The sequence below is a fragment of the Nocardiopsis sp. CNS-639 genome (genome assembly GCF_000381685.1).
Classification (GTDB): Bacteria; Actinomycetota; Actinomycetes; order Streptosporangiales; family Streptosporangiaceae; genus Nocardiopsis; species Nocardiopsis dassonvillei.
Window position 1 is genome coordinate 618,871 of record NZ_KB906854.1, and the last position, 13,874, is coordinate 632,744.

The window sequence follows — 13,874 nt, forward strand, 5'->3', positions numbered from 1 at the left end:
CCATCAGGTGTGTTCCTGACGGAGGGACGAGGCGTGCGGCCCCGCGGTACCACCCTCCTTGGACCGCGGCCGCGCCGCTGAGCGGCGGGCGGCGGATCCCTCTTCGTTGCGCTGTGCCGGTTCTACTGGGACGCGGCGCGTCCGTTCCTCCGGCGGCTCCGGGGTGATCTTCGCGCTGGTCGTGCCCCCGGGCTCGCACCGCCCCCGGGTCGCTTGGACGGTCCAGCCGTTCTAGGCTGTTGCGCGTCCGGTCGGGGCCAGCGCTACTCGTCCCCATCGACACCTGAGGTCAGGATAACGCAGCGGGGAGGGCCCCGCCGCTCGTTCGGGGGAGGGCCGCCGTGGCTGAGGACGTCCGGGGCGCCGTGCTGGTGACGATGGCGGACCGCGAGGACGCCGAGGAGCTGGCCGACCAGCTCCTGGAGCAGGGGTACGAGCCGTGCCTGGTGCACCGCGACATGCTCGCGGGCGAGGACGACGCCGAGGACGTGGACTGGGTGATCGAGGTGCACACCGGGCCGCACGGCGGTCCGGCGGTGTTCGACGAGCCCCACCTGGCGGCCCTGGCCGAGGACTACGGCGGTTTCGCGTTCGCGGAGTGAGGTGCGGCGCCCCGGCCCGGCGGGTGAGCGGGACGGGCGGAGCGCGCGGGCTGGTCGGGGTGAGCGGAGCCCGTGGCTCTCGCGGGTCGGGACCGGACGGGCTCGGTGAGCCGGGCGGGACGGGCGGAGCGCGCTGGTCCGGCGGGTTCAGCGGATCGCGTGCGCTGGAAGGGTCTCGTGTGCTGGACGGAAAACCGGTTGGGCGCGGGCCGGTGGAAGCGCGAGGATGCGTCCCATGCTGATACGTACCGCCGTGCCCGAGGACGGTCCTGCCGTCGCCGACGTGGAGGTCCGCTCCTGGCGGGCCGCCTACCCGGGAATCGTCCCGCAGGACTACCTCGACGCCATGGACGCCGCGGAGCGGGGCGCCCGGTGGTCGGACTGGATCGCCGGAGCGGCCCGGCCGGGAGCGGAGCTGCTGCTCGCCGAGGACGGCGCGGGGGTGGTGGCCTTCGCCTGCTTCGCCCCCGTCGAGGAGGGCGGGGAGGGGGCGGACGGCACCGCCGGGCCGTGCGAGCTGGAGGCCTTCTTCTCCGTCCCCGAGACGTGGGGGAGCGGGGTCAATCGGCGCCTGATCGCCGAGGTGCACCGGTCCGTCACCGGGGCGGGGTACGGCGAGGCCGTCCTGTGGGTGCTCCGGGACAACCCGCGCGCCCGTCGCTTCTACGCGGCGCACGGCTGGGAGGCCGACGGGGCGGTCACCGAGGAGGGGCCCCTCAACGGCGCGGTCCTGCCCCGCCTGCGCTACCGGAGGGGGTTCTGACCGGGCCGGTCAGGTGTGCTGCCCGGGGCTCCGTGCCCCGGAGCCGAGGACGCCCCTACCCCGTGCCGGGAGCGTCCGGGCAGGTCGGAGCCGTGACCGGGCGGAAGGCGCGTCCTCCCGGATCTTTGCCTTGTCCGGGCGGATTGCCTAGGCTGCCGGCACCACTCGTGGTACCGCCCAGGGGGGAGAGTCCGCGCTCCGGCGGACTCCGGGACCGGTGCCGAGCCGTCTGGAGGGATTGCGATGAAGGCCACCGACGCCGCCCGGCTGCCGGTTCTGCCGGGGGAGGACCCCTGGACGGCGGAAGAGGTCGCCGCCGTCCGCGGGCGCCTGGAGGAGGAGGTCGCCGCGGCGAAGCGGGAGCTCGGGGAGGTCGAGGCCGAGTTCACCGAGCTGCTGGAGGACCCCGTGGAGGGGGCCGGGGACGACAGCGCGGACGCCGGGGCCAGGGCCTTCCAGCGCGAACAGGATCTGGCGTTGGCCTACAATACTCGTGACCTGCTCGCCGAGGGCGAGCGGGCGATCGAACGGATGGACGCGGGGACCTACGGGGTCTGCGGCTCATGCGGGCAGGCCATCGGGAAGGCGCGCCTTCAGGCCTTCCCGCGCGCGACCCTGTGCGTCGCCTGCAAACAGCGCGAGGAGCGTCGCTGACTGAGGTAGAGCCCTCCGGGGACAGGAACATGACCACGACCGACAAGACGGGCGCGCGTCCGCGCAGGTACCTTCTCCTGCTGCTCGTCGCGCTCGCCGCGATCGGCGTCGACTTCCTCACCAAGGAGTGGGTCCTGGCGACCTTCGCCGAGGGCGAGTACCTCGACGTCATCGGCGACTTCGTCCAGTTCACCCTGGTGTTCAACACGGGCGCCGCCTTCTCCATGGGCACCGACTTCACGTGGGTGTTCACCTGCATCGCCAGCATCGTGGTCCTCGTCATCGGCTACATGGGTCTGCGGGTGCGCAGCGTGTGGTGGGGTGTGACGCTCGGACTGATGATGGGCGGCGCCGCCGGGAACCTGGTGGACCGCTTCTTCCGCGACCCGGCCCCCTTCCACGGCGCGGTCGTCGACTTCATCAGCGTGGGGACCTTCCCGGTCTTCAACATCGCCGACTCCTGCGTGGTGGTGGGCGCCTGCCTGGTGGTGGCGCTGACCTTCAAGGGACTCAACCTGGACGGGACCTTCATCGAGGACGACCGCGACACCAAGAAGGCCTCGGCCGAGGGCGGAGAGGACGCCGGAGGCGCCGGTGGGACCGGTGCCGCCGGAGACGAGAGGACCGGAGGGAGGGACCAGTGAGCGACGTTCGAAGCCTGCCCGTGCCCGACGGGCTGGAGGGCGACCGGCTCGACTCGGCCATCGCCCGGATGTTCGGCCTGTCCCGTACCCGCGCCGCCGAGCTCATCGGTGACGGCGGCGTCCTGGTCGACGGCTCTGAGGCGGGCAAGTCCGACCGCGTCAGCGCGGGGGCCTGGCTGGAGGTCACCCTCCCGCCGCCGCCCACCGCCCCCGTGCCGCGTCCCGAGGCCGTGCCGGGCATGCGGATCGTGCACGAGGACACCGACATCATCGTGGTGGACAAGCCGGTCGGCGTGGTCGCCCACCCGACCGTGGGCTGGACCGGTCCCAGCGTCCTGGAGGGCCTTCTGGCCTCCGGAGTGCAGGTGGCCACCAGTGGCGCCGCCGAGCGCCAGGGCATCGTGCACCGGCTGGACGCCAACACCACCGGCCTGATGGTGGTCGCCAAGAGCGAGACCGCCTACAGCGTGCTCAAGCGGGCGTTCAAGGAGCGCACCGTGGACAAGCACTACCACACGCTCGTCCAGGGGCACCCGGACCCACTCCGGGGCACCGTGGACGCGCCGATCGACCGCCACCCGGCGGGCGACGGACGCTGGGCCGTGGTCGCGGGCGGGCGCCCGTCGGTGACGCACTACGACACGCAGGAGGCCTTCCGGGCCGCGAGCCTGCTGGAGATCAAGCTGGAGACGGGCCGCACCCACCAGATCCGGGTGCACATGTCGGCCCTGCGCCACCCGTGCGTGGGCGACATGCTCTACGGCGCCGACCCGACCCTGGCCGAGCGGCTGGGCGTGCGCCGCCAGTGGCTGCACGCGGTGCGCCTGGGCTTCGACCACCCCACCGAGCACCGCCCGGTGGAGTTCTCCAGCCCCTACCCGGACGACCTCGCCGCCGCCATCGAAACGCTGCGCGAGGACTGACCGACCGGCTCCCGGACCGGGCCGCCGGGGTCCGGCGGCCCGGCCCGGGCCCGTCCACAGGTGTGGAGGCCGTCCACAGGCGCGGATGAGGGCTTGCCGTGCGTGCGCGGGGCGAAGGACACTGGAACCGGGGGGAAGCCCCACCCCCTGGGGGGGTGCGCGGCGCCCCCGGTTCTCAGTCTGACACCGGGCTTCGGCCCTGGCCAGGGCCTTCCCGGGCCTGTGGACGGCCGGCCTGCGGAAGGCTCCGGTCACCTCCTCCGCGCGGACGGGACCACGTACCGGGTACGGATCACCCCTTGGCACAGGGCGGCGCCCAGGATGATGACCACCGCGCCCAGTGGCTGGTTCCAGTTCAGGGTCTCGTCCAGCAGCACGACCCCGGCGGCGATCGCCACCACCGGCGCCACGTAGGTGACCGTGGTCGCCACGGTCGCCCCGGCCTCGCGCACCACCGCGTACTGGAGGATGTAGGCCACGCCGGTGCCGAAGACGCCCAGGGTGCTCACCGCCGCCACCACCTGCCACGTCACGCCCGTGGGCATCTCGGTGAACAGCGGAACCAGGATCACCAGCGGCACCGAGCCCAGCAGCAGTTGCAGAGTGCTCAGTTCCAGGGCGCCGTGGGAGCTGCCCGCCACGAACCGGCGCAGGTAGGGCGTGCCGATCCCGTAGCACACGGTGGCTCCCACGACGAACAGCATGCCCAGCACGGCGTCGCCGTCGCTGACGGCCACCTCGCCCAGGGACCTCCACACCCCGAACACGGTGAGCACGCCCAGGAAGCCGATGCCCAGGCCCAGGACCCGGTCGCGGTCGGGCCGCTCGTCGGAGAGCAGCAGCATCGAGAACACCACGCCGAACAGGGGCGTCGAGGCGTTCACGATGCCCATGAGCGCGGACGGGATGAGCTGGGCGGCGTACCCGAACAGGGTGAAGGGGACGGTGTTGAGCAGCAGCGCCGCCACGAACATGTGCCCCCACAGGCGGGGTGAGCGCGGCAGGCGGCCGCCCCGCAGCAGCAGGACGGCGAGCAGGGGCAGCGCTCCGGTGGCCATGCGCCCGAGCGCGAGCTGCATGGGGGAGAGGACCTCGGCCCCGATCTTGATGAACAGGAAGCTCATGCCCCAGATCAGGGAGAGCAGGACGAACTTGGCCCGCCAGTCGGAGAGCGCGCGGCGCGGACTGCCGGGCGGGGCGGACACGGGGGAGACCGTGGAGGCAGCGGACATGGGACGTTTCTATCCCCGAACGATGTGTTAGGTCTACTTCGTATTACTTAAGTCAGACCTTAGACTTGCTTACATGCTCAGCGTCGACCGACTCCGGGTCCTGCACACCATCGCGGCCCACGGCTCCCTCAGCGCCGCCGCCGAAGCCCTCCACGTCACCAACTCGGCCGTCTCCCAGCAGCTCACCAAACTCGAACGCGAGGTCGGACAGCCCCTCGTCGAGCGCAACGGCCGGGGCGTGCGCCTCACCGACGCGGCCGAGCTCCTGGTCGAGCACACCTCCCGGATCCTGTCCATGGTCCAGCGAGCCGAGGCCGACCTGGAGGCGCACCGCGACGACGTCACCGGACACCTGCGCCTGTCCGCCACCCCCACCGCCGTCCGGGGACTCCTGCCGCACGCGCTCTCCTCCCTGCGCGAGGCCCACCCCGGTCTGCGGGTGGAGCTGCACGAGGAGGAGCCGCACGAGAGCGTGCCCGCCATGGCCCGCGGGGACGCCGACCTTGCCATGGTCGTCGACTGGATCGGAGCGCCGCTGAACCTGCCCAGCGGCATGAGCCGCGCCCCGCTCATGGAGGACGTCGGCGACATCGCCCTGCCCGCCGACCACCCCCTGGCCCATCGGGAGATCCTCGCACCGGAGGAGATCCTCGACCTGCCCTGGATCAGCTGGTCGCGCGGGTCGATCTGCGACGACTGGCTGCACGGCCTGATCCGGGCGCACGGCGGCGAACCCAACGTCATCCACAACGTGGAGGAGCACCAGACCAAGCTGGCGCTCATCGCCGCCGGGATCGGCGCCGCCGTCATGCCCCGCCTGGGATGCGGGCCCCTGCCGGAGGGGGTGCGGGTGGTGCCCGTACAGCCCGCGCTGGTGCGCCAGGTGTACGTGTTCTGGCGCACCGACGCCTCCCGCCGTCCGGGCATCCGCGCCACCGTGCGCGCCCTGCGCGAGGCGGCCGCCGCCTACGCCGCCTGAGTGCTCAGCCCCCTTCTCGGAACGGTTCGGGTCCGATGAAGGGGCACGGGCACGGTGCCGCCCGAGGCGGCCGGTACGGCGCCCGTGCATCCGTGCACGCCGGGGCGGGGCGCGTCCGCAAGGCTTCGCCTGAGCGCTCCGGAAACGACCGGTGGCGCAGAGGTGACCGCTGGCCTGGCGCCCCCGAGGCGATCGGCCGGAGGCCACTGGCGACCCCGAGGTGATCGGGCAGCACGGAGACGGCTGGCGACCTGGAGGCCGCCTGCGGCCCGGTCGCCCGCAGCCCCGGCCAGCCATGGGGCCGGTGGCGCGGTGGCGACCGTTCGATCGGACGCGACCGCTGCCCCGGAGTCTGCCAGTGGCCCGGTCGCCCGTTGACCTGGTCGCCCGCAGCCCCGGTCACCCGTCGGGCCGGTGGTGACCGGTGGCCCAGAGACGACGGCGTTCCGGTGGACCGGTGGTGCGGACGGCCCCGCGGGGCGGTAACCCTCAGCCGTTCGGCGGTACCGGCTCAACCGTTCAGCAGGCCCGACAGGGTGGCGCCCGGGCTGATCACCTCCGGGTCCGTCCGCACGTCCACCAAGGTGGGCAGATCCGCCCCCACGGCCTCCGCCAGCGCCTTCTCCAACTCCTCACGCGTGTGCGCGGTCGCGCCCCTGGCACCCAGGGACCGGGCGTACCCGGCCAGGTCCAGCGGCCCGCTGATCCGGGTTCCGGCGATCCTCCCCAGCTCCCGGGCCTGGTGCATGGCGATCGTGCCGTACAGACCGTTCTGGAACACCACCACGGTGACCGGCGCGTCCATCCGCACCGCGGTCTCCAGCTCCTGCCCGGTCATCAGGGCGCCGCCGTCACCGGCCACCGCCACCACCGTCCGGTCCGGGGCGGCGATCTTGGCCGCCACCGCGGCGGGCACGGCGTAGCCCATGGCCCCGCTGGTCGGCGCCAGCTGGGTGCGCGGATGCCGGAACCACCAGCCCCGGTGCAGGAAGGAGGCGAAGTTGCCCGCGTCGTTGGTGATCAGAGCGTCCTCGGGCAGCGCCGCGCGCATCCCCGCGACCACCGCCCACGGATGGAGCCGGGAACCGGTGTGCCCGGCGGCCTCGGGGGGCACCGTCGCGGTGTCCACCCACACCCGGCGGGCCGAACTCCAGTCGCGGTAGGGCGCCTGGACCGGCGCCCCGGCGAGTTCGCGCAGCGCCTCCCCGGCGTCGGCGACCGCGCCGAACCACAGGTCGGTACCGGCCCCGAGCTGCCCCGGATCGATGTCGATCTGCGCGACCCGGACGCGTCCGCCGCGTTCGGGCAGCCGGTACCCCTGGGTGGTGGTCTCGCTCATCCGGCAGCCGACCACCAGGACCGCGTCGGCCTCCGCCAGGGCGTTGAGCACCGGCGGAGAACAGCCCAGCCCCAGGTGGCCCAGGTACAGCGGGTGGTCGTTGGGGAACACGTCCTGGCGCCGCCAGGCGGCGTACACGCCCGTGTTGAAGCGTTCGGCGACCCGGATCAGGTCCTCCCGGGCCGCGCGGGCGCCACCGCCCGCGACGATCACCGGGCGCACCGCCCTGGCCAGCCAGGTCGCCAGCCGGTCCCTGGCCTCCGTGCCCAGGACCGGACGCGGGACCACGGGCGGTTCTGGCGGGTCCTGGGGGCCCACGCGCTGGCCGAACAGGTCGCCGGGCACCGCGATGGCGACCGGGCCGGGCCTGCCGGTGGTGGCGACGCGGACCGCCTTCGCGGTGACCTCCGCGAGCCGGTCGGCCCGGTGCACGGTGGTGGACCACTTGGTGATGGGCGCGTAGAAGGCGGTGAGGTCCACCTCCTGGAAGGCCTCTCTGCCCAGGTGCTCGGTCTCGGCCTGTCCGAGGAACACGATCATCGGCGTCGAGTCCTGCCTGGCGGTGTGCACGCCCACCGCCAGGTTGGACGCTCCCGGACCCCGGGTGGCCGCGGCCACGGCGGGGACGCCGGTGAGCTTGGCCTCGGCCTCGGCCATGAACCCGGCGCCGTTCTCGTGCCGGGTGGAGACCAGCTGCATGCGCGGGTGCTGGTCGATCGCGTCGGCGAGCTCCAGGAAGCTCTCACCGGGGACGGTGTAGCACCGTCTGATCCCGGCCGCGGCCAGCACCCCCACCACCGCGTGCGCGGCGGTGCCGGTGGGCGGGCTGGGGCGTTCTGCTGCGCCTGTGGCCATGGGGGCGGGGTCCTTCCATCGTCGCAAGGTCCACTCGGCGCGTCCGAACGGTCCAGGCCGGGCCTGACGCGTCCGGGCGCGTGCGGCCGGTGGTGACCGGCCGCTGCCGTTTCGAGCCTCGTGGGCTCCGCGGCGTCCCGGGTGCTGCCACCCGGAGGCCGCCGTCCCGGGCCGCCGCTGTCCGGCGCCCGAGTAGGGTCTTCGGCTTCCTTCCCAGGGGGAGGGGAACTTGCACTCCCCGCCCGCCGTGTACGGGGACGGTCGTGGTGGGGCGATCGGTCGGAACCCGTGCCGGGGCCGGGCTGGCCCCGGCGCCGCACGGGAGAACGGGCAGGCCCCGTCATCGGCTGGTACGCCCTCCGACGTCCCACCACCTCCTCACCTTTAGGAAACCGCAGCGCGGTGGCCTTCGGTAGGGGATGTGGATAACTTCCCCGGGCCGCTCAGCCGACGCCCAGCGCCCATGTGAGCCGGGTCCGCCCCTCGTCGGAGGCCCGCCCCGGCGCTCAGCCAGGGGCGTCCGAGGAGTGGTTCCCCTGTCGGAGGCGCGCGCCCGGTGTTCGGCCAAGGGCGGTGCGGGGAGCGGCCTCCTCGTCGGAGGCGGACCTCCGGTGTTCGGTCGCGCGGCCCCATCATCGGAGGCCGCCCCGCTGCTCAGCCGACGCCGAGGGCGCGCAGGCCCGCCGTGGTGGCAGCGGCGGCGACGATCACGACGAGGAAGGGCGCGCGCAGGACCAGGGCCAGGACTGCGGCGCCCAGACCGCCCATCCGTGCGGTGTCCCAGGCCAGCGCCTGGCCCTCGCCGCGCAGGGCCTCCACCGCGATCAGCGCGGCGAGCAGGGCGAGCGGTACCGCGGTGGCGAACCGCCGCAGCCACGGGTCGTCCAGGAGCCGCCGCGGAGCGGCCAGGCCCGCGTACTTGAGCAGGTAGCAGCCCGCGGCGGTGGCGACGAGCACGATCCACAGGGTCATGGCCGGGCCTCCCCGCGCTCCGCCTCGGACCTCCGGTCGCCCTCAGCCACGGGACCGTCGACCGCGGACGCGGCCGGAGCCCCCGCCCCGGAGAAGGCGGCCGGGGCGCCTTCCCCGGTGCCTGAGCTCGGAGCGCCGTCCTCGGCGGATGCGCTCCGGCCGTCTTCCGCGTTCGGTGCGGCCGGGCCGCCCTCCCCGGCGGCGGGACCGATCAGCGCCACGAGCGCGGCCGAGGCGGCCAGCAGCACAGGGACGCCCGAGGGCAGGAACGGGGTGGACGCCAGGGCCAGACCCGCGCCCAGGCCCGCGATCAGCCACGTGCGGGCGCCGCCCTCCCGCAACCGGGGCCACAGCAGCCCCAGGAAGACCGCCGGACCCACCGCGTCGAGCCCGAACGCGCTGATGTCGCCCACGCGCTCGGTGGCCAGTGCTCCGGCCAGGGTCGCCACCACCCAGGAACCGCCCAGCACGGCGTAGGTCGTCACGAACGCCGTACGCGCCGACGCGCGGTCCGGCTGGGCCAGCGTCACGGCCGTGGTCTCGTCGATCACCCCGTGCGCGGCCAGCGCCCGCCGCGCGCCCCGCCAGCCCAGCACGTCCGCCAGGCGGAGCCCGTACAGGGTGTTGCGGGCGCCCAGGAGCAGCGCGCCCGCCGCCCCGGCGACCAGGCTGCCGCCACCGGCGATCACCCCCACCAGGGCGAACTGGGAGGCTCCGGTGAACATGAACAGGCTCATGAAGACGGACTGGGCCGGGGACAGACCGGCTGCCACGGCGGCGGTGCCGAACGCCAGGCCGGCGGCGCCCACGGCGACGCCGATCCCCACGCTGTCGCGCACCGCGGGTGTACGGAGGACGGAGAAGGATTTCACCCGCCCCACGCTAGGAAGGCCGACCGTGCGGTGTCTTGAACGTTCTTGCCGGGCCGCCGCCCGCCGCTGACCGCCCGCCGCTGACCGCCCGCCGGTCGCCGAGGCCCGCTCCCGTCGGTCGCCGGAGGGCCCCGGCCGCCAGGACAGGAGAAAGGGTGGCGGGGAGACCGGCACCGGCCCCGTGCGAAGGGATCGTCCGGAGACGGCCGTCCCCGACTCCGAGGACGTCCCGCCACCGCCCCGCCAGCGGCTCAGGTGGAGAGCAGGGCGCGCTGGTAGGCCACCGGAGGAACCCCCAGGTGGCGCTTGAAGTGGCGGGTCAGGTGCGGCTGGTCGGCGAACCCCACCTCCACCGCGACCTCGCCCGCCCGCCGACCCGAGGCCAGCAGCGCCCGGGCCCGGTCCACCCGCAGCTGGTTGAGGTAGGCGTGCGGCGGCAGGCCGTGGACGGCGCGGAAGGCCCGCGACAGCGCGAACGGGCCGATGCCCAGTCCGGCCGCCAGCTCCTCCAGCGTCGGCGGGTCCACCAGGCGCCCGGCCAGGATCCGCCGAGCCCGTTCCACCTCGGGGCGGGCCGCGTGCCCGGCCGGTCCGGCCGCCCGTTCGCGGCCGTGGGAGCGCAGCAGCATGCCCAGGCCCTGCCGGGCCAGGGAGGAGGCGGTCAGGCGGTCGCCGTTCTCGGCGGCCACGTGCGCGGTGGCCAGCACCCGGGCGGCCTCCGGCGCGTGGATGCCGGACTCGGTGAACGCCGGGGTCCCGCGCATGCCCAGTTCGCGGGCGATGTCGGACACCACCTCGGGCAGCGGGTAGAACACGCGGTAGCTCCAGCCCTCGGGGACCCCGGCGTGGCCGGTGTGCACCTCCCCGGGGCCGACCACCGCCAGTCCGCCCGGCCCCACACGGGCACGTCCCCGCCCGTGCGTGTACTCCTCGATGCCGTCGGTGATCACCCCGATCGTGTAGGTGGGGTGGGTGTGGCGGGTGAAGGCGGTGGTGACGAAGCGAGCGGTGAGCAGTTCGGTCTCGGGCAGCCCCGAGAAGCGCCAGTAGCGCGCCCGCTCCGCGCGCGGGTCCTCGATCCGGGGGTGAACGTCTCCGGGCATGCCCATCGCTCCAGGTTAGGCAGTGCGCCGCGCGGGGGCCGCCACGGACCTGCGCGGGCGCGGTCGGAAACGCCGCCACGGGTCTCGGGGAGGCGCAGGGGACGCCGCCACGGGTCTCGGAGGGAGGTACCCGGGCGCCGCCACGGGCTTCGGTGAAGGTGCCGGGGCCGCCGCGTCACGGGCGTGCTCGGGCGTGGTCGGGAACGCCGCCACCCGCTTCCGTGGAAGCCGCCGCGACCGCGGTCCTCGTGTCAGGCACCGGAAACGCCGCCCGGGGCTTGGAGGCGTACACCGGAGGCAGGACGGGCACCGGTTTCGGCACAGGTGCGTGGAACGGTGCGGGAACCGGGAACAGCACGGGCACCAGCCTCGACAGAGGTTCGGGCTTCGGCGGGTGCCGCGGACGGAGCGGGCCGTGCGACAGCACGGGCACAGGGAACAGGGCGCGGACACCGACCGCGCCGGTCGGACGCCTCCCGGTGGCCGGGGAGCGGCACCCACGATGCGTGTTTCGCCCCGTCATGGGACTAATCTGCCTGCATGACTACGACCGAGATCCGCCTGGCGCGGGACGAGCGCGACCGCGCCGCAGTGTTCGTCATCCGGGGGGCCGTGTTCGTCGCCGAGCAGCAGGTGCCCGTGGAGGAGGAGTGGGACGTGCGCGACGCCACCGCCGACCACCTCCTCGCCCTGGACGGCGGCATCCCCGTGGGCACGGTCCGCCTCGTGGACCTGGGCGGAGGCGTGGGCCTCCTCGGCCGCCTGGCCGTCCTGCCCAAGGGACGCGGCACCGGGACCGGCGCCGCGCTCGTGCGCGCGGTGGAGGAGCGGGCCCGCGAGCGCGGACTGACCAAGGTGGAGCTGCACGCGCAGACCCACGCGCTGGGCTTCTACGCGCGTCTGGGCTACGCGGCCTACGGCGAGGAGTTCCTGGACGCGGGGATTCCGCACCTGCACATGGTGCGTGAACTGGCCTGACGCCGCGGAGCGTGCCGCCCGTCTCCGCGCCGTGTGACAGGGAGCGCACCGCACGGCCCCGCCTCGCCGGAATACGACCGAGTAGGATTCGGTTTGACGGTGGTGCCCCAAGCCGCCCGTGCACACCCCGATCCGACGAGGAACACATGACGGTCAACACGCAGCCGGTAACCGAGCGCCCCGACCCCCGCGCTTTCGGCCTCCCTGTGGTCGAGCAGGCCCAGATCCCCGCCGAGCTGCGCTCCCTCGTGGCCCGCGTCCACGACCTCGTCGACGCCGTCGCCAACACCGAGGTCGACACCGACACCCTGGCCGAGGCCGCGGCCACCGTCGAGGGCATCACCGGCAGGCTCAATGCCGCCCGCCGCCAGATCGGCACCATGGTCCAGCGCGACCTCCAGAGCGGAGACGTCGAGTACGGCACCATCACCAACATCGTCTCGGGCGACACCAACCCCGCCGCCCCGCCGCTCCTGCTGGAGCGCACCCCCGAGGGCCTGCGCGGTGAGGTCACCCTCAACACCGTCTACCAGGGCCCGCCCGGACTCGTGCACGGCGGCTGGATCGCGGCCCTGCTGGACCAGGCCGTCGGCAGCGTCTCCGCGGTCGAGACCACACCGGGGCTCACCGCCAAGCTGGAGGTGAACTACCGCCGGCCCACGCCGCTGTTCACCCCGCTGGAGGTCACCGCGGAGGTGGACCGGGTGGAGGGCCGCAAGGTCTTCGTCTCCGGACGGATCCGCGCCCACGGCGAGGTCACCGCCGAGGCCACCGCCCTCATGGTCCAGGTCAGGATTCCCGAGACCGAGGCCCAGCAGGGCTGAGCCGTCAGCCGGCCCGCCCGGCCGGAGCACCGTGGGGCGGCCCGCGCCGACAGGCGGGGCCGCCCCCGCGCGTGCGCGGCCGGTCGCCGTACAGCGCTACATCGACCACTGCGGCGGAGCCTCCCCACGCGCGTGCGCGACCGAAGGGAACACGGCCCGCCCGCCCCGGACGCGGGGTGACGCGGCTTCCGCAGGGGAACCGTCGCACCCTCACCGGCGGATTCGGTAGTATCTCCCCCATGACCCGCCGCTATCACGTGTTTAGCCAGCCGACGACCTCGTCGGCCGCTCTCACGTAGGCGGAACCAGGGGTCGTCGGCAACGGAGCACCAGGGCAGCAGCCCGGTGCTCCTCCTCGTTTTCAGGCGGCCGACGCCCCAGGACACGCTCTCCACGCACCGCGCGCATCCGCGGGGACGTACGGCCGCACCGCGACCGCGTCCGGCCCGCTGCCGGGACCGTCCCACCCGAGGGAGAACCACCGTGTCCGAGCACCGCACCACCCCGCCCACCGCCCAGGAGCAGATCCGCCAGCTGCGCGGACGCATCGACCAGATGGACGCCGAACTGGCCGCCCTCCTCGAACGCCGCGCCCTCGTCGCCGCCCAGGTGCAGCGGCTCAAGCCGGTCGGTTACTTCGCCGGGCGCGACATGCGGCGCGAACGCGAACTGGTCGAGCGCATGGCCGAGCACGCCCCGCGCCTGGGCCCCGACCGGCTCGCCGCCATCATGGACAGCGTCATCAGCGCCGGGCTGGCCGCCGCACAGGAGGAGGCCGTCCGCACCGCGTGACCGCGTCCCGGCCACCGGGGGCACGGCTAGATCGTTGATGGGGGTTTGGTGTCCTGGTCAGTGGTCGTAAGCGATCAATGACCGCTTGACCGGGGCACCCACCAGCCAGTTGTGCCAGATCGCGGCGTTGAGCGCGCAGATACGCTGGCACACCCTGGCCCACAGCCCCTCGCTGGTGCGCGCGGCGTGGCGTTCCAGACCGAGTTGGTTCTTCAACGTCCAGATGACGGCCTCGATCCGCTGCCGCAGCCAGGACGGGAACACCTCCACCCCGGGTTCGGGCTCGTCCCCGCGCACCGGACGGATGAGCGGATGGCCCAGCTTCGCCGCAGCGGCCTCGAT

14 protein-coding genes and 1 pseudogene are annotated in these 13,874 nt (G+C 74.1%); 9 read left to right on the forward strand and 6 right to left on the reverse strand.

Features of this window, described 5'->3' with window-relative positions:
- Window positions 1-341 precede the first annotated feature (341 nt).
- The 5 genes from G011_RS0102500 (at window position 342) to G011_RS0102520 (ending at window position 3,586) form a co-directional block, all read left to right on the forward strand.
- Complete coding sequence (locus G011_RS0102500; protein WP_013151959.1) at window positions 342-602, forward strand: hypothetical protein; 261 nt, start codon at window positions 342-344, stop codon at window positions 600-602.
- A gap of 235 nt (window positions 603-837) precedes the next feature.
- A complete protein-coding gene (locus tag G011_RS0102505) occupies window positions 838-1,365 on the forward strand; it encodes a GNAT family N-acetyltransferase (protein ID WP_019607069.1) in 528 nt (175 codons plus the stop codon).
- A 243-nt stretch (window positions 1,366-1,608) separates the two neighbouring features.
- Window positions 1,609-2,019: a TraR/DksA C4-type zinc finger protein gene (locus tag G011_RS0102510; RefSeq protein ID WP_019607070.1), complete on the forward strand. Its 411-nt coding sequence runs from the start codon at window positions 1,609-1,611 to the stop codon at window positions 2,017-2,019.
- Between the two features lie 29 nt (window positions 2,020-2,048).
- The gene (lspA, locus tag G011_RS0102515) at window positions 2,049-2,663 is read left to right on the forward strand and encodes a signal peptidase II (RefSeq protein WP_019607071.1); all 615 of its coding nucleotides are present in this window, start codon (window positions 2,049-2,051) and stop codon (window positions 2,661-2,663) included.
- A complete protein-coding gene (locus tag G011_RS0102520) occupies window positions 2,660-3,586 on the forward strand; it encodes an RluA family pseudouridine synthase (protein ID WP_019607072.1) in 927 nt (308 codons plus the stop codon). Before lspA ends, G011_RS0102520 begins: the two co-directional genes overlap by 4 nt.
- A gap of 251 nt (window positions 3,587-3,837) precedes the next feature.
- Here the strand turns inward: G011_RS0102520 and G011_RS0102525 are convergent, their stop codons facing one another.
- The gene (locus G011_RS0102525) at window positions 3,838-4,818 is read right to left on the reverse strand and encodes a DMT family transporter (RefSeq protein ID WP_019607073.1); all 981 of its coding nucleotides are present in this window, start codon (window positions 4,816-4,818) and stop codon (window positions 3,838-3,840) included.
- Between the two features lie 73 nt (window positions 4,819-4,891).
- Here G011_RS0102525 and G011_RS0102530 point away from each other — a divergent pair, with 73 nt between their 5' ends.
- Entirely contained in the window at window positions 4,892-5,797 is a 906-nt protein-coding gene (locus G011_RS0102530; protein WP_019607074.1) for a LysR family transcriptional regulator, read from the forward strand.
- 511 nt (window positions 5,798-6,308) lie between these two features.
- Here the strand turns inward: G011_RS0102530 and G011_RS0102535 are convergent.
- From G011_RS0102535 to G011_RS0102550, 4 genes are all read right to left on the reverse strand, one after another.
- Window positions 6,309-7,991: a thiamine pyrophosphate-dependent enzyme gene (locus G011_RS0102535; protein WP_019607075.1), complete on the reverse strand. Its 1,683-nt coding sequence runs from the start codon at window positions 7,989-7,991 to the stop codon at window positions 6,309-6,311.
- A 654-nt stretch (window positions 7,992-8,645) separates the two neighbouring features.
- Entirely contained in the window at window positions 8,646-8,963 is a 318-nt protein-coding gene (locus G011_RS0102540) for an AzlD domain-containing protein (RefSeq protein WP_019607076.1), read from the reverse strand.
- Entirely contained in the window at window positions 8,960-9,835 is an 876-nt protein-coding gene (locus G011_RS0102545) for an AzlC family ABC transporter permease (protein WP_369756876.1), read from the reverse strand. Before G011_RS0102545 ends, G011_RS0102540 begins: the two co-directional genes overlap by 4 nt.
- 251 nt (window positions 9,836-10,086) lie before the next feature.
- A complete protein-coding gene (locus G011_RS0102550) occupies window positions 10,087-10,938 on the reverse strand; it encodes an AraC family transcriptional regulator (protein ID WP_036552145.1) in 852 nt (283 codons plus the stop codon).
- A 540-nt stretch (window positions 10,939-11,478) separates the two neighbouring features.
- Here G011_RS0102550 and G011_RS0102555 point away from each other — a divergent pair.
- The 3 genes from G011_RS0102555 to G011_RS0102565 all read left to right on the forward strand — a co-directional run bounded on the left by G011_RS0102555 (window position 11,479) and on the right by G011_RS0102565 (window position 13,532).
- Window positions 11,479-11,916, forward strand: coding sequence for a GNAT family N-acetyltransferase (locus tag G011_RS0102555; RefSeq protein WP_019607079.1), 438 nt, complete (start codon window positions 11,479-11,481; stop codon window positions 11,914-11,916).
- A 146-nt stretch (window positions 11,917-12,062) separates the two neighbouring features.
- Complete coding sequence (locus tag G011_RS0102560; RefSeq protein ID WP_019607080.1) at window positions 12,063-12,740, forward strand: PaaI family thioesterase; 678 nt, start codon at window positions 12,063-12,065, stop codon at window positions 12,738-12,740.
- A 483-nt stretch (window positions 12,741-13,223) separates the two neighbouring features.
- On the forward strand, window positions 13,224-13,532 hold the full coding sequence (locus G011_RS0102565; protein WP_019607081.1) for a chorismate mutase: 309 nt from the start codon (window positions 13,224-13,226) through the stop codon (window positions 13,530-13,532).
- Between the two features lie 57 nt (window positions 13,533-13,589).
- Here G011_RS0102565 and G011_RS31985 read toward each other — a convergent pair.
- Window positions 13,590-13,874: pseudogene (locus G011_RS31985) on the reverse strand (hypothetical protein); the annotation flags it as partial.